The sequence below is a fragment of the Rhizobium sp. AQ_MP genome, assembly GCF_014237835.1.
GTDB lineage: Bacteria > Pseudomonadota > Alphaproteobacteria > Rhizobiales > Rhizobiaceae > Allorhizobium.
The window spans coordinates 32,961-56,766 of sequence record NZ_JACJVI010000007.1; the positions used below are offsets into that span (position 1 = coordinate 32,961).

Annotated in this window: 27 protein-coding genes; 11 read left to right on the top strand and 16 right to left on the bottom strand. The window is 61.6% G+C overall.

All coding sequences use genetic code 11. The features are described 5' to 3' along the window. Window positions 1-136 precede the first annotated feature (136 nt). The gene (locus tag H6M51_RS12175; RefSeq protein ID WP_102019694.1) at window positions 137-508 is read left to right on the top strand and encodes a response regulator; all 372 of its coding nucleotides are present in this window, start codon (window positions 137-139) and stop codon (window positions 506-508) included. A 12-nt stretch (window positions 509-520) separates the two neighbouring features. Further along, window positions 521-1,894 carry a PleD family two-component system response regulator gene (locus tag H6M51_RS12180; RefSeq protein WP_185810123.1) on the top strand — a complete coding sequence of 458 codons (1,374 nt, stop codon included), beginning with the start codon at window positions 521-523 and terminating at the stop codon, window positions 1,892-1,894. Window positions 1,895-2,662: 768 nt separating this feature from the next. Here H6M51_RS12180 and rpmG read toward each other — a convergent pair. The 5 genes from rpmG to topA all read right to left on the bottom strand — a co-directional run bounded on the left by rpmG (window position 2,663) and on the right by topA (window position 9,883). Beyond that, a complete protein-coding gene (gene rpmG, locus H6M51_RS12185; protein ID WP_006727600.1) occupies window positions 2,663-2,830 on the bottom strand; it encodes a 50S ribosomal protein L33 in 168 nt (55 codons plus the stop codon). Window positions 2,831-2,920: 90 nt separating this feature from the next. Then, complete coding sequence (locus H6M51_RS12190) at window positions 2,921-4,105, bottom strand: MFS transporter (RefSeq protein WP_185810124.1); 1,185 nt, start codon at window positions 4,103-4,105, stop codon at window positions 2,921-2,923. Between the two features lie 239 nt (window positions 4,106-4,344). Beyond that, a complete protein-coding gene (locus tag H6M51_RS12195) occupies window positions 4,345-4,794 on the bottom strand; it encodes a DUF983 domain-containing protein (RefSeq protein ID WP_185810125.1) in 450 nt (149 codons plus the stop codon). A 23-nt stretch (window positions 4,795-4,817) separates the two neighbouring features. Further along, window positions 4,818-7,040 carry a ribonuclease R gene (rnr, locus tag H6M51_RS12200; protein WP_246780506.1) on the bottom strand — a complete coding sequence of 741 codons (2,223 nt, stop codon included), beginning with the start codon at window positions 7,038-7,040 and terminating at the stop codon, window positions 4,818-4,820. Between the two features lie 137 nt (window positions 7,041-7,177). Then, window positions 7,178-9,883 carry a type I DNA topoisomerase gene (topA, locus tag H6M51_RS12205; protein ID WP_185810127.1) on the bottom strand — a complete coding sequence of 902 codons (2,706 nt, stop codon included), beginning with the start codon at window positions 9,881-9,883 and terminating at the stop codon, window positions 7,178-7,180. A 245-nt stretch (window positions 9,884-10,128) separates the two neighbouring features. Between topA and H6M51_RS12210 the strand changes: the two genes are divergently transcribed. Beyond that, window positions 10,129-10,362 carry a hypothetical protein gene (locus H6M51_RS12210; RefSeq protein WP_185810128.1) on the top strand — a complete coding sequence of 78 codons (234 nt, stop codon included), beginning with the start codon at window positions 10,129-10,131 and terminating at the stop codon, window positions 10,360-10,362. Here H6M51_RS12210 and dprA read toward each other — a convergent pair. From dprA to H6M51_RS12230, 4 genes are read right to left on the bottom strand one after another with little or no spacing between them, the layout of a single operon-like run. Next, entirely contained in the window at window positions 10,315-11,469 is a 1,155-nt protein-coding gene (dprA, locus tag H6M51_RS12215; RefSeq protein WP_185810129.1) for a DNA-processing protein DprA, read from the bottom strand. The two genes, H6M51_RS12210 and dprA, sit on opposite strands and share 48 nt — an antisense overlap. Window positions 11,470-11,478: 9 nt before the next feature. After that, window positions 11,479-12,090 carry a glycerol-3-phosphate 1-O-acyltransferase PlsY gene (gene plsY / locus H6M51_RS12220; protein ID WP_185810130.1) on the bottom strand — a complete coding sequence of 204 codons (612 nt, stop codon included), beginning with the start codon at window positions 12,088-12,090 and terminating at the stop codon, window positions 11,479-11,481. Window positions 12,091-12,112: 22 nt separating this feature from the next. Beyond that, entirely contained in the window at window positions 12,113-13,405 is a 1,293-nt protein-coding gene (locus H6M51_RS12225; RefSeq protein WP_185810131.1) for a dihydroorotase, read from the bottom strand. Then, a complete protein-coding gene (locus H6M51_RS12230; protein ID WP_185810132.1) occupies window positions 13,402-14,358 on the bottom strand; it encodes an aspartate carbamoyltransferase catalytic subunit in 957 nt (318 codons plus the stop codon). The genes H6M51_RS12225 and H6M51_RS12230 overlap by 4 nt, the downstream gene beginning before the upstream one ends. Window positions 14,359-14,578: 220 nt before the next feature. Between H6M51_RS12230 and H6M51_RS12235 the strand changes: the two genes are divergently transcribed. Continuing rightward, window positions 14,579-16,222 (top strand): acyl-CoA dehydrogenase family protein, encoded by a 1,644-nt coding sequence (locus tag H6M51_RS12235; RefSeq protein ID WP_185810133.1) that lies wholly within the window; start codon window positions 14,579-14,581, stop codon window positions 16,220-16,222. Here H6M51_RS12235 and H6M51_RS12240 read toward each other — a convergent pair. After that, entirely contained in the window at window positions 16,204-17,139 is a 936-nt protein-coding gene (locus H6M51_RS12240; RefSeq protein ID WP_185810134.1) for an AEC family transporter, read from the bottom strand. The genes H6M51_RS12235 and H6M51_RS12240 overlap by 19 nt on opposite strands. Window positions 17,140-17,369: 230 nt before the next feature. On the opposite strand from H6M51_RS12240, the gene H6M51_RS12245 reads away from it, so the two are divergent. Beyond that, a complete protein-coding gene (locus H6M51_RS12245) occupies window positions 17,370-17,528 on the top strand; it encodes a hypothetical protein (RefSeq protein ID WP_246780508.1) in 159 nt (52 codons plus the stop codon). Continuing rightward, complete coding sequence (locus tag H6M51_RS12250; protein ID WP_185810135.1) at window positions 17,525-17,860, top strand: DUF6105 family protein; 336 nt, start codon at window positions 17,525-17,527, stop codon at window positions 17,858-17,860. The genes H6M51_RS12245 and H6M51_RS12250 overlap by 4 nt, the downstream gene beginning before the upstream one ends. On the opposite strand, the gene ruvX is transcribed toward H6M51_RS12250, so the two are convergent. Continuing rightward, window positions 17,794-18,291 (bottom strand): Holliday junction resolvase RuvX, encoded by a 498-nt coding sequence (gene ruvX / locus H6M51_RS12255; RefSeq protein ID WP_185810136.1) that lies wholly within the window; start codon window positions 18,289-18,291, stop codon window positions 17,794-17,796. The genes H6M51_RS12250 and ruvX overlap by 67 nt on opposite strands. Window positions 18,292-18,310: 19 nt before the next feature. Continuing rightward, window positions 18,311-18,607, bottom strand: a complete 297-nt coding sequence (locus H6M51_RS12260; RefSeq protein ID WP_136542555.1) for an alkylphosphonate utilization protein — start codon at window positions 18,605-18,607, stop codon at window positions 18,311-18,313. A 149-nt stretch (window positions 18,608-18,756) separates the two neighbouring features. Between H6M51_RS12260 and H6M51_RS12265 the strand changes: the two genes are divergently transcribed. The 4 genes from H6M51_RS12265 (at window position 18,757) to H6M51_RS12280 (ending at window position 21,851) form a co-directional block, all read left to right on the top strand. After that, the gene (locus H6M51_RS12265; RefSeq protein WP_185810137.1) at window positions 18,757-19,461 is read left to right on the top strand and encodes a metal-dependent hydrolase; all 705 of its coding nucleotides are present in this window, start codon (window positions 18,757-18,759) and stop codon (window positions 19,459-19,461) included. Between the two features lie 66 nt (window positions 19,462-19,527). Next, window positions 19,528-19,815, top strand: a complete 288-nt coding sequence (gene gatC / locus H6M51_RS12270) for an Asp-tRNA(Asn)/Glu-tRNA(Gln) amidotransferase subunit GatC (protein WP_185810138.1) — start codon at window positions 19,528-19,530, stop codon at window positions 19,813-19,815. A gap of 78 nt (window positions 19,816-19,893) precedes the next feature. Further along, window positions 19,894-21,375 carry an Asp-tRNA(Asn)/Glu-tRNA(Gln) amidotransferase subunit GatA gene (gene gatA / locus H6M51_RS12275; protein ID WP_185810139.1) on the top strand — a complete coding sequence of 494 codons (1,482 nt, stop codon included), beginning with the start codon at window positions 19,894-19,896 and terminating at the stop codon, window positions 21,373-21,375. Further along, entirely contained in the window at window positions 21,369-21,851 is a 483-nt protein-coding gene (locus H6M51_RS12280) for a GNAT family N-acetyltransferase (RefSeq protein WP_348644471.1), read from the top strand. The genes gatA and H6M51_RS12280 overlap by 7 nt, the downstream gene beginning before the upstream one ends. Here the strand turns inward: H6M51_RS12280 and H6M51_RS12285 are convergent. The 3 genes from H6M51_RS12285 to H6M51_RS12295 are packed head-to-tail and all read right to left on the bottom strand — an operon-like array spanning window position 21,848 to window position 22,672. Further along, window positions 21,848-22,105, bottom strand: a complete 258-nt coding sequence (locus H6M51_RS12285) for a BrnA antitoxin family protein (RefSeq protein ID WP_185810140.1) — start codon at window positions 22,103-22,105, stop codon at window positions 21,848-21,850. The genes H6M51_RS12280 and H6M51_RS12285 overlap by 4 nt on opposite strands. Beyond that, a complete protein-coding gene (locus H6M51_RS12290) occupies window positions 22,080-22,364 on the bottom strand; it encodes a BrnT family toxin (RefSeq protein WP_185810141.1) in 285 nt (94 codons plus the stop codon). The genes H6M51_RS12285 and H6M51_RS12290 overlap by 26 nt, the downstream gene beginning before the upstream one ends. A 50-nt stretch (window positions 22,365-22,414) precedes the next feature. Further along, window positions 22,415-22,672: a YjhX family toxin gene (locus tag H6M51_RS12295; RefSeq protein ID WP_185810204.1), complete on the bottom strand. Its 258-nt coding sequence runs from the start codon at window positions 22,670-22,672 to the stop codon at window positions 22,415-22,417. Window positions 22,673-22,943: 271 nt separating this feature from the next. Between H6M51_RS12295 and H6M51_RS12300 the strand changes: the two genes are divergently transcribed. Next, complete coding sequence (locus H6M51_RS12300; protein WP_185810142.1) at window positions 22,944-23,453, top strand: GNAT family N-acetyltransferase; 510 nt, start codon at window positions 22,944-22,946, stop codon at window positions 23,451-23,453. Here the strand turns inward: H6M51_RS12300 and H6M51_RS12305 are convergent. After that, complete coding sequence (locus H6M51_RS12305; RefSeq protein ID WP_185810143.1) at window positions 23,450-23,785, bottom strand: DUF1294 domain-containing protein; 336 nt, start codon at window positions 23,783-23,785, stop codon at window positions 23,450-23,452. The two genes, H6M51_RS12300 and H6M51_RS12305, sit on opposite strands and share 4 nt — an antisense overlap. Window positions 23,786-23,806 lie beyond the last annotated feature (21 nt).

Genomic DNA, 23,806 nt, shown 5'->3' on the forward strand with positions numbered 1-23,806 from the left:
AGTCTTTTCCTGTTGCTCTGGCAAATTACCGATTTCGAAACCAAATAGCACTAGCATGCTCCATGACGGAAGAAGCAACTCGTGCCGGGATTCCATGCCCCGGAAGCCCTCAGGCGCGGGACAAGGGACCGGGTGAATGCCAAAAAAGGTGATGATTGTCGAAGACAACGAGCTGAATATGAAGCTCTTCCGCGATCTGATCGAGGCATCCGGCTATGAGACGGTGCAGACTCGCAACGGCATGGAAGCCATGGATCTCGCGCGCCGCCACCATCCCGATCTGATTCTAATGGACATCCAGCTTCCGGAAGTTTCGGGCCTTGAGGTCACCAAGTGGCTGAAGGACGACCCGGAGCTGCATGTCATTCCGGTGATCGCCGTGACAGCCTTCGCCATGAAGGGAGATGAGGAGCGCATACGCCAGGGTGGTTGTGAAGCCTATGTCTCCAAGCCGATTTCGGTGCCGAAATTCATCGAGACGATCAAGACCTATCTCGGAGATGCGTGAGGATTAACGGTTATGACTGCGCGTATCCTGGTCGTTGATGATATACCCGCCAATGTGAAGCTGCTCGAAGCGCGGCTCATGGCGGAGTATTTCGACGTCCTGACGGCGAGCAATGGCCGTGACGCCCTCGACATCTGCGATCGCACCCAGGTCGATGTCATCCTTCTCGACATCATGATGCCGGAGATGGACGGTTTCGAAGTCTGCGAACGGCTGAAGTCCAATCCGCGCACGGCACATATCCCCGTCGTCATGGTCACTGCGCTCGACCAGCCGTCCGACCGTGTGCGAGGTCTGCAGGCCGGTGCCGATGATTTCCTGACCAAGCCGGTCAATGATCTCCAGTTGATCTCCCGGGTCAAAAGTCTGGTGCGTCTGAAGACGCTGACGGACGAATTGCGCATCCGCCATGACACGACGCGAAAGGCCGGTCTCGACGACATGTTGCGGCTTCAGGACGGGCGTCTTGAGGACCAGGCTCAGGTTCTTCTGGTTGACAGCCGTGGCGCCTCCCAGGAGCGCATCATCAAGTCGCTGAAGCCGATCGCTGAAGTCTTTGCGATGTCCGATCCGCAGGCAGCGGTTTTTGAGGCTGCGGAGAACCCGCTCGACCTCGTTATCGTCAACAGCAACCTCGAAGACTATGACCCGTTGCGCCTCTGCTCGCAGATCCGCTCACTGGAGCGCACCCGCTTTATTCCGATCCTCCTGATCACGGAGCAGGGCGACGAGCAGATGATCATCCGAGCGCTCGATCTCGGGGTAAACGATTATATCGTGCGTCCGCTGGATCCGAATGAACTGATTGCCCGCACGCTCACCCAGGTCCGTCGCAAGCGCTACAATGACCGCCTGCGCAACAGCGTCCGTCAGACAATCGAACTGGCCGTCACAGATGGCCTCACCGGGCTGCACAATCGCCGTTACCTGGACACGCATCTGCGCACGCTGTTTGCCCGCGCCAAGGTTCGGGGCCGACCGCTGACGATCTGCATTACCGATATCGACCGTTTCAAGCAGGTCAACGATGTCTACGGTCATGACGCCGGCGACGAAGTGCTGAAGGAATTTGCCGGACGGATCCGCTCGACCGTCCGTGGCGCTGATCTCGCCTGCCGGTTTGGCGGCGAGGAATTCGTGGTCGTCATGCCCGACACGGCCGCGGACGTGGCCGCAACGGTTGCCGAGCGGCTGCGCGGCATGATCGAGGCGCGACCTTTCCAGCTTCGGTCTGGAGAGACGCCTTTGATGCTGACGGCGTCCATGGGAATTGCGACGCTCGGGCCGGGCATAGAGACGCCGGAACAGCTCCTCAAACAGGCCGACCGAGCGCTCTACGAGGCTAAGAATTCCGGCCGCAATCGTGTGGTCGCTGCCGCTGCCTGACCGCGCTCGCGCCGATGGGCACTTCGGCAAGCTTGGTGATCGACCGACGTCCGGAAAGATTTTCACAGCTTTCTAATGCGCTCTTCTTAAGCGCGGCATTTGAGTTCTTGCTAACTTTTTGAGCAGTTACAAAACGGCTTATCTTTCATCCTCGGAATAGATTGTCTCTGCAGCAACTGCATTCGGAACGAATGTGCTTAACGAGGTTTGTCGTTAAATGAATATTCGGTTCCGCTTTTGGCGGTTCATCTGACTCCGCCGAGGCACTCCTCGTCCGCAGGCGCGGCTAAACTTGAGATGAACTCGAATGCATTGCCAGTCTGTTCAAGTTTCAATGTGTGTAGAACTGACTATTCCGACTGTATCGCAAGTTCTTCGGTGCCTGATTTAACCATATTGTGACGATGATCGGGCACAGCGTTAATAATCTGTTGATTTTTGTCTCTACATGAGAGAACTTGCAGCCACCAGACAAGATCTCAAGTGGAGATCGAAGATACCCCATGATGCTCAGGTCCGCCGCATCTCCTGGGTCGTGGGGTCGGTCGGTTGGTATGCAACGTCAAAAACGGTTCCTCGTGCCGTGTTGCATGCCGACCGACCCCCTATTGTAAAGACACCGGTTTCCGCGAGGGAGCCGGTGTTTTGCGTTCTGCGCGAGATGAAGCCGGGGCAGGGCGAGGGCCGTTGCCGGGAACGAAGAATGCCAAAAGAAAAAGGCGCGCCGCAGGAAGCGGCACGCCTTTTTGAGAAGCCCTCGATCAAGTCTTACTTGATCTTGGTTTCCTTGAACTCGACGTGCTTCTTAGCAACCGGGTCGTACTTGGTCTTCGTCATCTTTTCCGTCATCGTGCGGCTGTTCTTCGTGGTCACGTAGAAGAAACCCGTGTCAGCCGTCGACAGAAGCTTGATCTTGATGGTTGTAGCCTTGGCCATGGTCGTCCTGCCTCTAATAAACGAAGCCGTGGACGACCGAACGAGGCCCACGGCAAATCTGGCGCGAAACTACAAATCGCGCCTGAAAAGTCAAGTGCGTTTCGGGTTAAAAAGCAGGCGCCCCAGGGAAAGCACGACATAGAGGGCGAAGAAGCCCGCAATTGCCCAGGCAAAACCGTCATTACCGGTGAGATCGATCGCAGCACCGATCGCTTGTGGGCCGGCGACCGTCCCAACTGCATAGCAGAAGATGAAGGCGGCATTGGCTGCGGCGAGATCGGCCCCGGTGAGTCGCGAGCCGAGATGGCTCAAGCCGACGGTGTAGAGCCCGGAGACGCAGCCGCCCCAGAACAGCAGTACGACCGCCATCAGCTGCCAGTGGCCGGATAGCCAGGGCAATGTCAGCGACCCGGCGAGGCCGACGATGGCAAGGATCGAGAGTAGCAGGCGCCGGTCGCGCATTCGGTCGGAGATCAGCCCTAGCGGGATCTGGAACACCATGTTGCCGATGCCCATGACGGTCAGCAGAAGCGCTGCCTGCGTCTCGGTGAAGCCGCTGCGGGTTGCGTAGATCGGGAAGAGAGAGAGACCGCCCGCTTCCACCGCGCCGAAGACAAAAACCGCAACGGTCGCTGTTGGCACCAGGAAGATGTAACGGAAGAAATGCATCTCCGGTTTTTCATTCAGCACCGGGCTCTCATTGCGCGCGACGTAGATCGGAATCGCAGCAGCGAGGATCGCGACCGCACCGACGGCAAAGGGCAAAAGCCCCTCGCTGCCGAGCACCGAGAAGAGCAGGGGGCCGCAGGCGAAGCCGACGGCAAGCATGGTGGCATAGATGCCCATCACGAGCCCGCGCTTGCGCGATGGCGCTGCGGCGTTGATCCAGAACTCCGAGAGGATGAAGAGGGTGGTCGTCGCGCCGTGGAAGACGATGCGTAGCGGAAACCACATCCAGAACTGTTCGGCATAGTAAAAGCCGATGGCGCTGATGGCGGACAGGACCACGGCCCACAGCATGGTCGGCACAACGCCGAACCGGTGGGCGAGTTTGGTTGTCACGGGTGCCGCGGCCATGGCGGCAATCCCGGCCATCGCCGAATTGAGCCCGATCAGGGTAGAGGAGATGCCGCGCTTTTCCAGAATGATGCTGAGCAGCGGCAGGCCAAGGCCGATTGCGATGCCGACAGCGGAAATGGCCGAAATGGCCGCAATCAGCGAAGGCCAGTGGATTTCTTCGCGATGACCGTTCAGGCCGCCATTGGCTTCAGACATCGGACACCCGGTCGTTCAATTCACGTCCCTGCCTGCGGTCTGCCCGCAGACGCGCGCGTGTCGAAATCTGTGATGGCATTGGCGCTTACCAGCTCCCGGGCGTAGTCGATCGGCGCGGCATGTTCAGACTGGAAACGGCGCGCCTGTCAAGCGCTTCTGATTTTCCGATGCGAATCAAGCTGGCGCCTTTTTTGGACCTTTAACGAGAAACCGCCACAGCTGCGTGACGGATGGATGACTTAATCCCTGCTGTCCCGGAATGCCTCCGGCTCGTCATCGTGCCCCCCGAAGCCGTGCATTCGCAGCGCCCATTGCAGTCCGACAACACCGCCCTTGATGGGCTGAAGGCACAGTAGGGAGGTCACGACCCCGATCGGTGCCCAGATCAGAAAATGGACCCAGGCCGGCAACACGAAGACAAGATCGGTCGCCATGAAACCGCCCACCAGCACATGCCCGAGAATGAGGATCACCAGATAGGCCGGAAGGTCGTCGGCGCGGTGATGGTGATAATCCTCACCGCATGCCGCGCACTTGTCCACCACCTTGAGGTAGCTGCGGAAAAGCTTGCCCGAGCCGCAGGACGGGCACTGGTTCAGCATGCCACGCTTGATCGAGCGACCTAGCGGCCGGTCGGTCTTTTGGCTCCCGCCATATTGGATCGTTGCCTGGGTCTGATTGCCGCTCATGTCCTGCCTCCGGGGCGAAAGTGTCAACGTCGCGAGCGCGGTGGTCGTGTGCCGGGCTGCTTTCGCCCGTTCCGCCGTCCCGCCTTGTGGAAGGAACGCGTCGCAACGGGCATCTTGCGTCCCTCACTCAGCATCTCGAAGCGAAGCGCGCCGGCAAGCGGCACGGCTTCCACGAGACGAACCTCGACGGTATCGCCGAGCTGGTATCCAAGCCCGGACTTCTCACCCGTCAGGGCCTGATGCGCTTCGTCGTAGATATAGTAGTCGCGGCCCAGCGTGGAAACCGGGATAAAGCCATCTGCGCCAAATTGCGGCAGGCTGATGAACAGACCCGACTTGGTCACACCGGAAACCTGGCCGTCGAATTCGTCGCCAATGCGACCGGCAAGATGATGCGCGATCAGCCGGTTGATCGTGTCGCGCTCGGCCGCCATGGCGCGGCGCTCGAAGGTCGAGATCTCCGCCGAGATATCTTCCAGGCTCGCTTCCTCGTCCGGCGTAATCCCGCCTTCGCCCAAGCCCAGCGAGCCGACCAGCGCCCGATGCACGATCAGGTCGGCATAACGCCGGATCGGCGAGGTGAAATGCGCGTACTTCATCAGGTTGAGGCCGAAATGGCCGATATTGTCGGGACTGTAGATCGCCTGGCTCTGGCTGCGCAGCACCATCTCGTTGACCATGGTCTGGTGCGGCGTGTCTTGCGCCTTGGCGAGAATCCCGTTGAACGAGTTCGACCGCATGTTGCCGCCCTTGACCAGCGACATGCCGAGCGTGCCGAGGAACTCGCGCAGCACCTCCTGCTTGGCAAGCGACGGCGCATCGTGGATGCGGTAGATCAGCGGCTGGCGCTTCTTTTCCAGCGTCTCGGCGGCCGAAACGTTCGCCTGGATCATCATCTCCTCGATCAGCTTGTGCGCATCGAGGCGTTCCGGCACATGCACGCGATCGACCGTGCCGTCTTCCTTGAGGATGATCTTGCGCTCGGGCATGTCGAGCTCGAGCGGCTGGCGACGGTCACGCCCGCGCTTCATCACGCCATAGGCATGCCACAGGGGTTTAAGGATCGGCTCCAGCAGCGGTCCGGTCTTTTCGTCGGGCTTGCCGTCGATCGCCGCCTGCGCCTGCTGGTAAGACAGTTTGGCCGCACTTTTTATCATGATGCGATGGAAGGTGTGGCTCGCCTTGCGCCCCTCGTGTGAGAAGACCATGCGCACGGCCAGCGCCGGACGATCGACACCTTCGCGCAGCGAGCAGAGATCGTTGGAAATCCGCTCGGGCAGCATGGGGACGACGCGATCAGGGAAGTAGACGGAATTGCCGCGCTTGAGCGCCTCGCGGTCGAGCGCCGATTTCGGCCTGACATAATAGGATACGTCGGCGATGGCGACCGTCACGATGACGCCACCCGGATTGTCGGGCGAGGGGTCGAGTTCGGCATAGACGGCGTCGTCATGGTCCTTGGCGTCATGTGGATCGATGGTGATCAGCGGCAGGTCGCGCCAGTCCTCGCGATGCGACATCGAGGCGGGCTTGACCGCCTCCGCTTCCGAAATCACCGACTGCGGGAAGATATGCGGAATGCCATGCGCATGGATCGCGATCATCGAGATCGCCTTTTCCGAGGCGACCGATCCGACGACATTGAGCACCTTCGCCCGCGTCAGACCGAAACGGGCGGCCCGACCGACTTCGACTTCGACCAGATCGCCATCCTTGGCCTCTCCGAGATCTGTCGCATCGATCTGCATTTCCTCGCCGCGACGATCGATCGGCATCAGGCGGGCGCCACCATCGGACATCAGCCGCACCACACCCATGACCGAGCCGACATGGCGGTCGAGGATCTTGATCACCCGTGCCGTATAGGTCGGGCCGGAGCGATCCTTGTTGGCGAAGATCTTCGCCAGCACCCGGTCGCCCAGCCCGCCGACCGGCGTCTTGCCCTTGGAGCGGTCGGAACTCGACTGGCGGATCAGCACGGCCGGTGCCGCACCGGCTTCCTCGGGCCATTCGGCCGGGCGGCCGATCAGTTCGCCATCCTTGTCGCGGGTGGTGATGTCGAGCACGGTGACCGGCGGCAGCGCGCCGGGCCGCGTCAGCGACTTGCGGCTCTTCTGCACCAGGCCGTCATCTTCCAGATCCTTCAGCGCCTGCTTGAGTGCCACCCGCTGCTCGCCCTTCAGGCCGAAGGCCTTGGCGATCTCGCGCTTGGAGGCGCGGTCGGGATTGTCGGTGATGAACTGCATGAGCACGTCGCGCGGCGGAACTTCGCCATGGATCAACGCGGCGGGATTGCTAGCTTTCACCTTGGCCGCGCCTTCCGCACGCCGGCTCTTGCGGTTGCCGGAGCCGGGGATATCGGAGGTGTCGCGGAATCTCTTGCTCAAGTCGCACTCTTCTTTGTTGTCTTTGCCTTCGCGGCGGTTTTCGCAGGTGCCTTCTTGGCGGCTACCGCCTTCGGCTTGGCCGCAGCCTTCTTCGGCTTTTCGGCGGCACCGTCATCCGACTTTGCCTTGGCAGCCTTGGCCGGAGCCTTCTTCGCCTTGGCCTTGCCACCGCCGTCCTTGGCCGCACGCTCGGCGATCAGCACCAGGGCTTCTTCGACGGTGATGTCCTGCGGGTCCTTGCCCTTCGGCAGGGTCGCATTGACCTTGCCCCAGTTGACATAGGGGCCATAGCGGCCGTCGCGCACGGTGATCGCGCCGCCATCCGGATGGTCACCCAGTTCCTTGATCGCTGCAGCCGCCGTGCGCCCACGAGCGCCCGGTCCCTTGCTCTGCTTTTCGGCGAGCACTGTTACAGCACGATTGAGGCCGATTGACAGCACGTCTTCGATACTTTCGAGGTTGGCATAGGTCCCGTCATGCAGCACGAACGGTCCGTAGCGACCGAGACCGGCCGAAATCATCTTGCCCGTCTCGGGATGTGGACCGACATCGCGCGGCAGCGCGAGCAGGGAAAGAGCCTTTTCCAGGTCGATCGAGGCCGGTGTCCAGCCCTTCGGCAGCGACGAGCGCTTGGCCTCCTTGCCGTCACCGCGCTGGATATATGGGCCGAACCGGCCGGACCGCAGCGTGATCTCTTCTTCCGTCACCGGATCCTTGCCGAGCGCACGTGGCTCGTTGCTGCCGCCAGCCTCGGCTTCTGCGCCACCGTCACTGGTCAGCTGGCGCGTGTAATTGCATTCCGGGTAGTTCGAGCAGCCAACGAAGGCGCCATACTTGCCGAGCTTCAGCGACAGGTTGCCCGTGCCGCAAACCTGGCAGATACGCGGATCCGATCCATCTTCGCGCTTCGGGAAGACGAGCGGAGCCAGCGCCTCGTTCAGCGCATCGAGCACGTTGGTGACGCGCAGCTCCTTGGTGTCCTCGATCTGGGCAAAGAAGTCCTGCCAGAAGTCGCGCAGAACGTCCTTCCAGTTCAGCTCGCCCGCCGAGATCTTGTCGAGCTTCTCTTCAAGATCGGCCGTGAAATCGTATTCGACATACTTGGTGAAGAAGTTCTCGAGGAAGGCCGTGACCAGCCGTCCCTTGGAATGCGGCACCAGCTTGCGCTTGTCGGTGATCACATATTCGCGGTCGCTCAGCGTCTTCAGCGTCGCCGCATAGGTGGACGGACGGCCGATGCCGAGCTCTTCCATCTTCTTGATCAGCGAGGCTTCCGAATAGCGCGGCGGCGGCTCGGTGAAATGCTGGCTGGCACTGACCTTCTGCTTGGCCAGTGCCTCGCGCGCATTGATATCGGGCAGGCGACCATCCTCGTCGTCACCATCCTCGGCTGCTTCGCCTTCCTCGCGCTGGTCGGTATAGGCAGCGATGAAGCCATCGAACCGGATGACCGAACCGACGGCGCGCAGGCCGGCCTTTTCACCATTGTTGTCGGCAAGGATTTCAACAGTCGTGCGCTCGATCTCGGCGGACGCCATCTGGCTCGCGATGCCGCGCTTCCAGATCAGGTCGTAGAGCCGCATCTGGTCGCTGTCGAGGAAGCGGCGCAGCTTGTCCGGTGAGCGGTTGAAGTCGGTCGGGCGGATGGCTTCGTGGGCTTCCTGGGCGTTCTTCGCCTTGGTGGAGTAGAAGCGCGGCTTTTCCGGAACGTAACGCGGGCCGAACTGGTCGAGCACGGCGGCGCGCGCGGCATCGATCGCCTCGGGGGCCATCTGCACACCATCGGTACGCATATAGGTGATCAGACCGACCGTCTCGCCACCGATATCGATGCCTTCGTAGAGCTTCTGGGCGATCTGCATGGTGCGCGAGGCCGAGAAGCCGAGCTTGGATGAGGCTGCCTGCTGCAGGGTCGACGTGGTGAAGGGCGGGCCGGGATTGCGCTTGACGGGCTTTGCCTCGACGCTTTCGACGCCGTAGCGCGCGCCTTCCAGCAGTGCCTTGATGGTCGCCGCCTGATCGCCATTGGTGACCGAATTGCGCTGGATGCGCTTGCCGAGATGCGAGACGAGCTTCGCCTCGAACTCGTCGCCGCGCGGCGTCTTCAGGAGTGCGGAGATGTTCCAGTATTCCTCGGCAACGAAACGTTCGATTTCGTTTTCGCGGTCGCAGACGAGACGCAGCGCAACCGACTGCACGCGGCCGGCCGAACGGGCGCCCGGCAGCTTGCGCCAGAGAACCGGAGAAAGATTGAAGCCGACGAGATAATCGAGCGCGCGGCGGGCGAGATAGGCATCGACCAGGGGTGTGTCGATATCACGCGGATTCGCCATGGCATCGAGCACGGCCTTTTTGGTGATCGCGTTGAAGACGACGCGCTTGACCGGCTTGTCGCCGATGACGCGTTTCTTCTTCAAGAGATCGAGCACATGCCAGGAAATCGCTTCCCCTTCGCGATCCGGGTCGGTTGCGAGAAACAGGCCATCGGAGGACTTCACCGCATCGGCAATGTCCTTCATCCGCTTCTGCGAAGCGGTATCCACCTCCCAGAACATCTCGAAATCCTGGTCCGGGAGAACGGAGCCGTCCTTGGCTGGCAGATCGCGCACATGGCCGAACGAGGCGAGCACCTTGTATCCGGAACCCAGATACTTGTTGATCGTCTTGGCTTTGGCCGGGGATTCTACGACTACGACGTTCATTGGATAGATGTACCTTCAACGCATCCGATCAGCGGTACCGCACCACCGTCTTCGGAACACGATTTTCCGACATGGAGGGCGAAACGCCTGCGGTCAAGAGGCGAAGCCCATTTTCCGCCGAGGGAGCAAATACAACCGCAGGGAGACCCTAGGTAGATTGCAATCCTAGATAAATGGTCTATTGTATTTTCCAGCGCATGGCGAGGTCTGGTTGTAGCGACCTCCGGTGACCACGGGTAAGAGCGATGGGACGAGACACAATCGACATGAACGGTCGCGGAAGCCGCACCATGGAGAACATTGCCTATATCCGCCAGATGCTCGCCGAGTTGCGGATGGTTGCGGAAAACGAGGGCGCCGAAATGCTGTGTTACCTGATCGAGATGGCCTATGTGGAGGCCGGCGACGTTCAGGCCGGCCGTCGGGCCCTGTCAATCCATCATGCTCAGCGAGACAAAGCCGCCCGCATGCCGCTCTAGCCGACCGGCAATATCCAGTTCCAGCAAGACGAGATAGACGGAGGACGCCGGCAGACCCGTGTGCCGGATGATGTCGTCGATTTCGACAGGGGTGGGGCCGAGCGCCTGGACGATGATCAACCGCTCATCATCATTGGGCGGCGGTGCCAGCGGCCTGTCGCTCGTTTCGTCGCCGGGTTCGTCGGCCTCGGTCTGCGAGAAGAGGTCGAGTTCGGAGATTGGTGCAAGCGCCTGAAGCACATCCTGCGCCCGCGTCGTGACCGCCGCTCCGTCTTTCAGCAAGCCGTTTGTTCCCTCGCAGCGCGGATCGAGCGGCGAGCCCGGAACTGCAAACACGAGGCGGCCGAACTCGCCTGCCAGTCGCGCGGTGATCAGCGAACCGGAGCGGGCGGCCGCCTCGATCACGACAACGCCGAGGGCTATGCCGGCGATCAACCGGTTGCGTCTCGGAAAATCCCGCGCCCGGGGTTCCCAGCCGAAGGGCATTTCCGAGATCGCCAGCCCCCGCCCGGTGCAGATCTGATGCAGAAGGTCGATGTTTTCGGGAGGATAAGGCTGATCGAGCCCCCCGGCCATGGCGGCGATCGTGCCGCTGTCGAGACTTGCTCGATGGGCGGCGGCATCGATCCCGCGGGCGAGCCCTGACACGATAGCGTAACCCGCAACGCCAATGTCCCGCGCCATCATCGCAGCAAACTTCGCGCCGCTGATCGATGCGTTGCGCGATCCAACGATGCCGACGGCCGGGAAGCTTGCGACGCTGAGGTCGCCCTTGGCGGCAATCAGGGGAGGGGCTGCGTCGATCTGCCGAAGCGCCGGAGGATAGTCGGGCTCGCCGATACCGATGAACCGGGCGCCGAAGCGTTGGGCCGTCTCGATCTCGCGCTCGGCATCGGCGATCGTCGCAACTCGGATGGCCCGGGTCGAGCCGCCACGACGCGAGAGTTCAGGGAGTGCCTCGAGTGCGGCCTCGGCCGACCCGAAGTGGTTGATCAGGTCCCGGAAGGTGGCAGGCCCCACATGGTCGCTGCGGATGAGCCTCAGCCAGGCGATCCTCTGGCGGTCCGTCAGCGCAATCCCCTTACGTCTTGCGCTGCCTGGACCCATGGCTCTCCTCTAGCCCTTTTTGCCGATCTTGCTCTCGGTTCCCGCGATCAAACGCTCGATGTTCTGCTTGTGGCGCCAGTAGGTGATGACCGTCATCACGGCCGTCACGAGCGCCGCCTCTTCAACCCCAAGTATCCACAATGCAACCGGTATGACAAGTGTGGCGACAAGCGCGGACAACGAAGAGTAGCGCGTGATGAAGGCGACGGAGAGCCAGGCGACGGCAAAAACCAGCACCATCAAGGGGGCAACGCCCAGCAGCGTGCCGATATAGGTTGCGACACCCTTGCCGCCCTTGAAGCCAAGCCAGACCGGGAAAAGGTGACCGATGAACGCAGCGAATCCACCGAAGAGGCCGGCATTGTGGCCGAAGATCGCATGCGCGATGAGAGCCGCCGCCGTCGCCTTGAGCGCGTCGAGAAGCAGCGTCGCTGCCGCGAGCTTCTTGTTGCCGGTGCGCAGGACGTTGGTGGCGCCGATATTGCCCGATCCAATCGAGCGAAGGTCGCCAAGTCCTGCCATCTTGGTCAGCACGAGACCGAAGGGAATGGAGCCGAGCAGATAGCCGAACACGAGAACGATGGCGAGATTGCCCCAGCCGAGAGCGGAAAAATCGATCATGGGTGTCCCTGTCCCCTGTTCGTTAAAGCATATGCACGCACTGGCCGGCGACATAGGTCGCAACCGCGCGTCCCGAGAAGCGGGCGTCTTCAAACGGCGTGTTCTTCGAGCGCGCGAGCAGACTGTCGCGCGACACGAGCCATGGCTCGTCCAGATCGATGAGCGCGATATCGCCTGGTGCACCCGGCTTCAGCGAGCCGCCCGGGAGCCCGAAGATCTCCGCCGGCCGCGTCGACATGGCGTCGATCAGCCGCATCAGCGGCACCTGGCCAGCATGATGCAGGCGAAGGGCGGCCGACAGCATGGTCTCCAGCCCGATTGCCCCATCGGCAGCCTCGCCGAAGGGCAGGCGCTTGGTGTCGACGTCCTGCGGATCATGCGAGGAAACGATGATGTCGATCTTGCCCTTGGCCAGCGCATCGACCATCGCCATGCGGTCGTCTTCCGAGCGCAGCGGCGGATAGAGCTTGAAGAAGGTCCGGTACTCGCCGATGTCGTTTTCGTTGAGGCTCAGGTGATTGATCGATATGCCGCAGGTGACCTTGGCGCCGCGCTCGCGTGCAACCTCGATCGCCTCCACGGATTCCGGCACGGAGATCTGCGAGGCGTGATATTTGGCCCGCGTCAGCGCCGCGATCCTAAGGTCGCGCTCGAGCGGAATGAGTTCGGTTTCGCGCGGGATGCCTCCCAGACCGAGCCAGCTGGCGAGCAGCCCCTCGTTCATGACGCCATTGGCCGCCAGATATTTTTCGCGCGTTTCGAGCGCGATGACAGCGCCGAACTCGCGGGCATAGGTCATCGCACGGCGCAGCACCTGCGTATCGTTCAGCCCGTAGCGGCCATTGGTGAAGGCAACCGCCCCGGCCTGCTGCAACAGCCCCATCTCGGTCATCTCGGCGCTGGTCATGCCCTTGGTCAGAGCCGCCGCCGGATAGACGTGGACGCTGGCCGTATCGCGAGCCGTCTTCTTCACGAATTCAACGAGCGCGATGTCGTCGATGACGGGATCCGTCTCCGGCATCATGATGAAGGAGGTGATCCCGCCGGCCGCTGCCGCACGGCTAGCAGAAGCGATCGTTTCGCGATGCTCCGAACCCGGCTCGCCGACGAAGACGCGGGCGTCGACGAGACCCGGAACGGCCGTCAGTCCGCGGCAGTCGCGGACCTCTGCACCCTCGGGCGCCCCCTGGTTGTGAGCATCGGCACCGGATGCGACGATCAACCCGTCATGCCCGACGATGATGGTACCGACTTGGTCGAGCGTGCGAGAGGGATCGACGATCCGGACATTCTTGAGAACGAGAGGCTTTCTCATGCGCCCATTCCCTCCGAACGCGGACCCTGGTTTTGCGAGACAAGCAGGGCTTCCATGACCGCCATACGCACGGCAACCCCCATCTCGACCTGGCTTTCGATCACGCTCTGCGGACCGTCGGCGACTTCGGAGGCGATCTCGACGCCGCGGTTCATCGGACCAGGATGCATGACGAGCGCATCCTCCTTGGCGGCCTTCAACTTCTCGGAGTCGAGGCCGTAGAAGTGGAAGTATTCGCGCACCGACGGCACGAAGGAGCCGGACATGCGCTCGCGCTGCAGGCGGAGCATCATCACGACATCCGCATCCTTCAGGCCTTCCTTCATGTCGTGGAAGACCTCGCAGCCCATGTCGGCGATGCCGGCCGGCAGCAGCGTCGCGGGTGCGACGACGCGGACGCGGGCACCCATGGCGTTGAGCAGCAGGATGTTGGAGCGCGCCACACGCGAATGCAGCACGTCACCGCAGATCGCAACGATGATGCGCGAAAGCTTGCCCTTGGCGCGGCGGATGGTCAGAGCATCGAGCAGCGCCTGGGTCGGATGCTCATGCTGTCCGTCACCCGCATTGACCACGGAGCAGGCAACCTTCTGCGCAAGAAGGGCAGCAGCGCCGGCCGAGGAGTGCCGCACGACCAGCACGTCCGGCCGCATGGCGTTCAGCGTCATGGCCGTATCGATCAGCGTTTCGCCCTTTTTGACAGACGAGTTGCCGACCGACATGTTCATCACGTCGGCACCGAGGCGTTTGCCCGCGAGCTCGAACGAGGACTGCGTCCGCGTCGAGGCTTCGAAGAAGAGGTTGATCTGGGTGAGGCCCCTTAGCGTGGAAGTCTTCTTCTCCCGCTGGCGGCTGATTTTGACGGCTTCGTCCGCCTTGTCGAGAAGGAACGTGATGTCCTGCTCGGTAAGGCCCTTGATGCCGATGAGATGGCGATGGGGAAAGAAGACCATGGACGTCCTCCTGAGATGTCACGCGGTCTATAAAGTGTGGGATCGGACCGGGCAAGCACATGCTAGGTGGATTGACGCACGGTCCCCATGTAATAGGAGCGAAGAGAAGGTAGGGAACACCGGCGCATTTTGCGCCCTGGATGCTTCGACCGTATTGGACAGTATGAAGGCGAAGCGTTGGCGGTCCAACCTGCGTCACCCCACGAGATCGGCAAGATTGATGAACCGGACGGAAGAAAAACTCGCAGCGCTAAACCAGCCCAAGCCCTGGTCCGGCATCAATGCCTACCGTGCCGATCCGCTGCTCGTTGATCTGACCTCCTCGCTGTCGCGCCCCTTGCGCGAGGAATACGATGTCATCGGCAAATACGTCACTTCGCCGGAAGCGCAGGAATTGGCGCGCATGGCCAATGCCAGCCCGCCGCAGCTGAGAACCCACGGCGTGCGTGGCGAACGCCTCGACGTCGTCGAGTTCCATCCCGCCTGGCACGCCCTGATGCGCCGCTCGATGGCGTCTGGCCTGCATTCCTCCGTCTGGGAAAATGCACCGGAGGCCCGCGGCCACGAGCACAAGGCCCGCGCGGTGCGCTTCTTCCTCACCGCCCAGCTCGAATCGGGGCACCTCTGCCCGCTCACCATGACGAGCGCCTCGGTCGCGGCCCTCGTAGCATCCCCGGCAGTGCAGAAGGAATGGACGCCGCGCATCCTGTCGCGCAAATACGACAGCAGCAACAAACCGCCGATGCAGAAGAGCGCCGTCACCATCGGCATGGGCATGACCGAGAAGCAGGGCGGCACGGATGTCCGCGCCAACACCACGAGCGGAGAGCGGGTAGGCGAGGGGATCTACCGTCTCTCTGGCCACAAGTGGTTCATGTCGGCGCCGATGAGCGACGCCTTTGTTATGCTCGCCCAGACCAAGGACGGCATGGGTTGCTTCCTCGTGCCCCGTCTGTTGGAAGACGGCTCTGCCAACGGTCTGGAATTCCAGCGCCTCAAGGACAAGCTCGGCAACCGATCGAATGCCTCTTCCGAGGTCGAGTTTTCCGAAACCTTCGGCTTCCTGCTCGGCACGCCCGGCGATGGCGTGCGCACCATCCTCGACATGGTGACGCTGACGCGCCTCGACTGTGCGCTCTCATCCGCCGGCATGATGCGTGCCTCCATGGCCGAGGCCGTGCATCACGTGCGTGGCCGCATGGTCTTCGGCAAGAACCTCATCGACCAGCCGATGATGACCCGCGTGCTCGCCGACATGGCGCTCGACGTTGCCGCCGCCACCGCGTTCGCCTTCCGTCTCGCCGACAGCTTCGACAAGGCACGCGAGAGCCCTGTTGACGCAGCCTATGCCCGTGTCATGACCCCGGTCGCCAAATACTGGATCTGCAAGATCGCCCCGTCGCTGATCTATGAAGCGATGGAATGCATTGGCGGCAACGGCTACGTCGAGGAGCGCCCGATCGCCCGCCACTACCGCGAAGCCCCCGTCAACGCGATCTGGGAAGGCTCGGGCAATGTCATGGCGCTCGACGTCCTGCGTGTCTTGAGCCGCGGCAAGGATCTCTTCGAAACGCTGTTTGCCGGCCTCGAGCGCGATCTTGGCCCCTCCGGCAAGAAGACGGTGGAAGTCCTGCGCGCCGCAACCGCGCTTGCCGAACGGGATGAAGCCGCGGGACGTCTGCTGATCGAGCAACTGGCGCTCGCCGCCGGTGCGGCCGAACTCTATCGGCTGGGCGCCGGCAAGATCGCCGATGCCTTCCTCGAATCACGCTTGGCTGGTGGCTGGCGCCATACCTATGGCGTGCTCGATGCGCGCTTCGATTCCCGCTACGTCCTCGATCTGCTTTACCCGCCGGCCACCTGACCGGCGAGGTAGAGCACGACTGGGATCGTAAAGAAGGCGGCGACCGTCTGCACAGTGGCGGCGGCCGCATAGAGATCGGCATCACCACCCATTTGCTTGGCAAGCACATAGCCATTCATCGCGGTGGGCACCGCAGCACCCAGTGCGATCATCACGACGATCTCGCCGGATAGGCCGAAGACCGACGCCAGCACGACGGCGACCAGCGGAAAGACAAGAAGCTTCATGGCGACCGTCAAAAGCACGCTCGGCTGTGGCTTCAGCGCGTCCGCGACCCTGAGCCCGGCTCCGACTGTGACGAGACCGAGACCGAGCGACGCGCTTGCGATCAGGTCGACGGCGGTCATGACGGGCTGGTAGACGGCAACGCCGGCAACATTGACCGCAACACCGAGCAGGGCGCCGATGATGATCGGGTTGGTGATGATCTTGAAGACGAAGGTGTTCAGCCCCCGGCTTTCACCGGAGAACCAGACCATGATGCCGACATTGATGAGGTTCAGCGGGACGATGATCGACGCCATGATGATGGCAATGACCGAAAGGCCCGTTTGCCCCGTCAGCTTCTCCGCGATGGCCAAAGCCATGAAGCCGTTCCAGCGTGTCGAGGTCTGGAACACGGAAGTATAGCTTGCGCCACTCATTCCTCGCCGGGCAAGAAGCGGCCAGAGCGCTATCATCAGCGCCGTGATGACCGAGACGCCAAGGAGCGACACCAGACCGATGCGGCCGCTCTCCATCGCTTGAAAATCCGTCGTCGACAGCGTCTGAAACAGCAGCGCCGGGAAGAGCACATAGTAACCGAATTGCTCGAGCCCGCCCCAGAAATCGGACCGGATCAGCGGAGTTCTTTTCAGCACCACGCCGAGAATCACGAGCAGGAAAATCGGCAGGATGCTTTCGAAGATGATCAGCATGACATGTCCAGAATGACGGGCAGGGGAGGGGTAGACCCCCGACCCCCTGCTTTCAATGGGAAATCGCGTCCCCGAGACATTTTCCGGCAAGATCCTGAAAAGGCTCATCCACAGGCGTCGTTAACCTTAACAAAGGGTTTACGTTGCGCCGCGGCGTTTAACCGTCCAACTTTATTGCGGGACAGACGTTGAAGGGCAAAGTGGTGACGGACGCGCTTGGTGCACGACCGGTGGCAACCATCATGATGATGGTATTTTTCTCGGGGCTGGCGCTCGACATCGCCGTCCCTGCGGCCGTGCTGACCGTCATGGCTTCCCTCAAATGGCTGGTGGAAAACTGGCCATCGGCAAATGACTTGCCGTTCGATCAAAAGGCGGAAACGGCATGAAGACACTTCTGCTCTTGTGGGCGCTGCCCATCACCATCCTGGGCGCCTGGTACGGTCTGTCCTATTACGACATGAGCTTCGGCATCTTCATGCTGACGCGCGATGCCCATGATCTGGTCTTCCAGGTCTATGGAGACATCCTTGGCATCCCGCCGGAGACGATACCGCCTCTGGTGCTGCGTGCCATCATCGTCGACAGCCTGATCCTGTTTGCGATCATCGGCTTCCGCCGTCGCAAGCAGATCAGGGCATGGTGGGTGGCGCGTCAGGAAAAGTCGGCGGAATTGTCCGAAGCGCGGGCCAGCGCCGAGAGCCTGTCCAGCGCGCCCTGAAGAATGAAGCTCGCAGCGGCGGAATCGATCCGCTCGCTGCGTTTGGCGCGTGACACGTCCATTTCCAGCAGCGCCCGCTCGGCAGCGACGGTCGAAAGACGCTCGTCCCAATAGACGAAGGGGATATCGGTCTTCTCCGACATCGAGCGCACGAAAGCCCGCGTCGCCTGGACTCGCGGTCCGGACGATCCATCCATGTTGACCGGTAGCCCGATCACGAAGGCGACGATTTTCTCCTTCGCCGCGAAGGCGAGCAGCACTTCGGCATCCTGGGTGAACTTCACCCGTTTGATGACCGGGCGAGGGGTGGCGAAGCGTCGGCCGAGATCCGAAGCCGATAGACCGATCGTCTTCGTGCCGAGATCAAGCCCGGCAATTGCCTCGCCGGGCTTCAACCGTGCTGCCAGTTCCTCGATCGTCAATGTCGCCATGATCCGTCTGGTCCGGTGGTCAGCGCTTGCGCACGAATTCGGTTCGGAGCACGAGGCCCTTAATGGCATCATGCTTGCAATCGATGTGCTCCGGATCATCGGTCAGCCGGATGGAGCGGATCACGGTGCCTTGCTTGAGCGTCTGGCCGGCCCCTTTGACCTTGAGGTCCTTGATCAGCACAACCGAGTCGCCATCGGCAAGCTCTGTTCCCGACGCGTCACGCGCCACAGGCTTTGCCGCGGCCGCCGCGGCCATCTCCGATGCGGGCCGCCATTCGCCGGTCGCCTCGTCATACACGTAGTCGTCATCGGCCATGGTCGGATCCCTTCTTGCCCTCAGCACAACGGCTGTCATTCTGGCGGCTTAGACCAGTGCCGCCCCATAAGCAACTCGGCTCGCCGGTTGCCGCAGGAGGGGCACGCCATATATTGCGATGATATTCAAAACCCGGAGACTCAAGCCCCATGAAAATCACCTGGCTCGGACATGCCGCATTCCGTCTCGACTCCGCGAAGGCATCGATCCTCATCGATCCCTTTTTGACCCACAATCCGGGTTTTGCCGGTCTCGATCGCAAGGACATGACCAAGGGTATCACGCATGTCCTGCTCACCCACGGTCATGGCGATCATGTCGGCGACACGGTTCAGCTTGCCAAGGAAACCGGCGCGACCGTGCTGGCCAATGCCGATCTCGCGGCATGGCTCGGCACAAAGGGCGTCGACAAGATTGAGATGGGCAATACCGGCGGCACCATCCATTTCGAAGGCTTCACCGTCACCTTCACCAACGCGCTGCATTCTTCTGCACAGGTCACGGAAGATGGCGTCTCCCACGCGCTCGGCAACGCCAACGGCCTGATGCTGCATTTCGATGACGAGGCATCCGTGCTTCACATGGGTGACACCGACATCTTCTCGGACATGAAGCTGATCAATGAACTGCACCAGCCGGATGTCGGTCTGGTGCCGATCGGCGACCGATTCACCATGGGCGGTGCGGTCGCGGCACTCGCTTGCCAGCGCTTCTTCGACTTCAAGACGGCAATCCCCTGCCACTACGGCTCGTTCCCGATCATCGATCAGACGCCGGAGAAGTTCGTCGCCGGCATGGATGGCACGCGCACCCGTGTCGTTGCGGCCCAGGCCGGATCGGCCGTCGAGGTCTGACAAACCCCGTTGCTTCGGCGCTTGACGGCCATTATAGCGAAGAAAACAGCTTATCCGGAGAATGCCATGTCTGTTGACCTCGCCACCGTCAAGCGCGTCGCCCGCCTTGCCCGCATCGCTGTCAGCGAGGAGGATGCCGCACGCATGACCGGGGAATTGAATGGCATTCTCGGTTTCGTCGAGCAGCTGAATGAAGTGGATGTCACGGGCGTCGAGCCGATGACATCGGTTACGCCGATGGCCATGAAGAAGCGCGAGGATGCTGTCACCGACGGCAACAAGTCAGACGACATCGTCGCCAATGCGCCCGCCACCGATCGCAATTTCTTCCAGGTGCCGAAGGTTGTCGAATAAGACGTCTTCTGCAACCTGAGAACGCCTCCCGTTTCTTGAGGGCCAGCCGGCCCGCCGACAGTTTGAAGTGAACCTGCCATGAGCGAATTGACCAGCCTCACCATCGCCGAAGCCCGCGCGAAACTCGCCGCCAAGGAGATCAAGGCCGTCGAACTGACGGATGCCTATCTCTCCGCGATCGAGGGCGCGAATGGCGCGCTGAACGCCTATGTCGCCGTGACGCCGGACGTGGCCCGCGACATGGCCAAAGCCTCCGACACCCGCATCCAGGAAGGCAAGGCTGGCGTGCTCGAGGGCATTCCGCTCGGCGTCAAGGACCTCTTCGCCACCCGCGACGTCCACACCCAGGCCTGCAGCCACATCCTCGACGGCTTCAAGCCCAAGTACGAGTCGACTGTCACCCAGAACCTCTGGGATGCCGGCGCCGTCATGCTCGGCAAGCTCAACATGGACGAATTCGCCATGGGTTCGTCGAACGAGAGTTCCTATTACGGCCCGGCGGTCAACCCGTGGAAGGCGAACGGCTCCGACGAGAAGCGCGTGCCCGGCGGCTCGTCGGGTGGTTCCGCCGTCGCCGTCGCCGCCCATCTCTGCGCTGGCGCCACCGCCACCGACACCGGCGGCTCGATCCGCCAGCCGGCTGCCTTCACCGGCACCGTCGGCATCAAGCCGACCTATGGCCGCTGCTCGCGTTGGGGCATCGTCGCCTTCGCCTCGTCGCTTGACCAGGCAGGTCCCATCGCCCGCGACGTGCGCGATGCCGCAATCCTCTTGAAGTCCATGGCAAGCGTCGATCCGAAGGACACGACCTCGGTTGATCTCCCGGTTCCGGATTACGAAAAGGCGATCGGCGGCTCGGTGAAGGGCATGAAGATCGGCATTCCCAAGGAATACCGCGTCGAGGGCATGTCGGAGGAAATCGACGCGCTCTGGCAGAAGGGCATCGCCTGGCTGAAAGAAGCCGGTGCCGAGATCGTCGATATCTCCCTGCCGCACACCAAATACGCCCTTCCGGCCTACTACATCGTCGCCCCGGCGGAAGCCTCGTCCAACCTTGCCCGCTATGACGGCGTCCGTTACGGCCTGCGCGTCGACGGCAAGGACATAGTCGACATGTACGAGAAGACCCGTGCAGCCGGCTTCGGCAAGGAAGTCCAGCGCCGCATCATGATTGGCACCTACGTACTCTCGGCCGGCTACTACGACGCCTATTACCTTAAGGCTCAGAAGGTCCGCACGCTGATCAAGCGCGACTTCGAACTGGCTTTCGAAGCTGGCGTCGATGCGATCCTGGCCCCGATCACGCCGTCCTCTGCCTTCGCCATCGGCGACAAGGAACTGGCGGCCGATCCGGTCAAGATGTACCTGCAGGACGTCTTCACCATCACGCTCAACATGGCAGGCCTCCCGGGCATCTCCGTTCCCGCCGGCCTCGACAGCAAGGGGCTGCCGCTCGGCCTGCAGGTCATCGGAAAGCCTTTCGAGGAAGAAACCCTCTTCAAGACCGCCCATGTCATCGAACAGGCTGCCGGCAAGTTCACGCCGGCCAAGTGGTGGTAAGGGACTTCATCATCCGTGACATGACGGCGGCCGATGCAGAAAGCGTCGGCCGTGTCGGTTTCGATGCCTGGGCCGCCAATCCGGTGCTCAATGCCTTTGGCGTCGACATGATGGTCAAGATCCGCCTTAGCTTCCGCCGCTTTGCCCAGGAAAAGTTCAGTCTGATCACGGTCGGCGAACTTGGCGGCGATATCGTTGGCTGGACCGCCCGCGAAGGCGCCCGCGACTACATCTCCGATCTGTGGGTCAGTCCCGCCCATCAGGGTCTTGGCATCGGCTCGGCTTTGATCTCAAGGCTGCTGCGCGAGATGCGCTCGGAAGGCCTCAAGCGCGCAAGAATCGACACGCATGCCGCAAACGAAAGCGCGATCCGCCTCTACAAGGACCTTGGCTTTTCCATCGTCTGGCGCGGCATGCAGCATTCCCCATCGATGGGAATGATGGTCGACAAGGTAAAGATGCAGCAGCTTTTCTAGCGAGAGCGACGCCTTTGGCTCTCCATATAGGCCTTGAGCACCGCATTCATCCGAGTCTGGTATCCTTTTCCCTGCTCGCGGAACCAATCCAGCACGTCACTGTCCAATCGGACGGTAATCTGCGTCTTTGCTGAGGGGGTGACGAGTTCAGCAGTTTCGAAGAATGCATCATCGAGTTCCGGAATATCGGAGTAGTCAATGTCTGCGTCCTGCCGCTTCTGCAGTTCCTTAAGACGGGCGGCGGAGATGGTCACGATACTTCTGCCTTTCTCTTCGGTTTGCCAGACGAGCGGATATGATCCTCGTGACGCCGTTCCGATCTGTATGCACCACAACGATGACGATCAGCGTCTGGATAGCGCCAATGCTGACTTGTCGGGTCTCGCCATAATCGCGGCGGGTGTCGACGCCGGTCAGAACGTCGCCCTCGAAGATCAGACGGGCTTCGTCGAAAGAGATCCCGTGCTTGATCTGGTTGGCAGCATTCTTCGCGGCGTCCCACTCGTAGCCCATGATGCATTGTAACTACGCGTGTAGTGTCATGCAAGCGCCGGCCCTCAAGCTCACCTGTTGTCCGGCTCCGCGCGAACGAGCCGCAATCCCCGTTCGGTGATCCGGTAGGGTTTGCCCGCTCTTGAACTGATCGCCTTCAGGCGTTTCAGCCGCCGGAAGAGGTCGATGTCGAAGCCGGGATAGAGCCAGCCGTCGCGGGAGAAACACAAGGCCTTCTCGATCTTGCGCCGGTCGTCGCGGTGGATCTCGATCCAGCCGCCCTGGGCCATGAGGTGAAGAATACGCTGGTCTGAGCGTGAAATGTCCATTGTCTGATGTCCGGAGAAGCGCAGCTTGCTGCGCATGAAAACGGGTCCGGCGCCTGAAGGCGTCGGGGCTTCGTTTTCTGGCCCTGGCCGGTCGATCACGCTGGGATCGCGGGCAGGGCCTTTATCGGGACTCGGACAAACCGAACATCAAAACTCCTGTTGACCCCAAGGTGATATCACCGTCCGGGGCGCTGCGTCCATTGCACCGGAAACACACACACTGGTCAAGAATCATCGCCGGTGCTTTACTTGCCTCAACGAAGAGGTGGGGATGGTCACGATCCGCAAGGCGCGCCAGGACGACGCGGAAATCCTGACGGAGATCGGCATGCGTGCCTGGCGAAAGGCCATGGCTTCCGTGGGCGAAGCGGCGGATATGGCAGCAAATGCGAGAGAGGCGTTCGCCCGTTTTGCAGAGGAAGGCTGGATCACCATCACAGTCGTGGAGAAATCAGGTGTTCCTGTCGGATGGGCCGCCCGCGAGGACATGGATGAGACGATTACCGATTTCTGGATCGATCCCGATTTCGAGGGCCAGGGTTTCGGCACGGCGTTGCTCGCGGCCCTAGAGGACGAGCTGAAAGCCCAGGGCATTGCGCTCGCACGCCTCCAGACCCATGCAATGAACACAGATGCTCTGACTTTCTTCAAAAAGAAGGGGTATTCGGTGAACTGGCTGACAGTCACTTACAACCCGAAGCTAGACCGGGATGTCCAGTCGGTCGGTCTCTCCAAATCCCTGTCTGACGCGAGTGCGACCGGTTACGGCCAGGAATTCTAGGCAGCCGCACGCAGCAACAGAACCAGCCGGTGTATTGCATCAAGCGCGATGCCGGGGAATAGGGCGATCGACAATACGATCACCAGATGCACCCCCGCCATGAGGGGCAGCAGGACGGAGAACGGAGGCTTCCTGGTCTTGTGCCGCATCAGCCTCTGGCAGGCAAAAGCACCGATGCCTCCGCCCGCGATGGCCAGGAGAATGAGCTTGTCCTCCCGAACACGCCGTGCGCCGCCGCGTGCCGCCATCTTGTCGTAGGCGTAAACGTAGAAGACGACGGCATTCCAGACGGCAAATAGCGCGAAGGAGATAAGGATTGTGTCAATTGGCATGGCGCCGAGATTGCCAGGCAA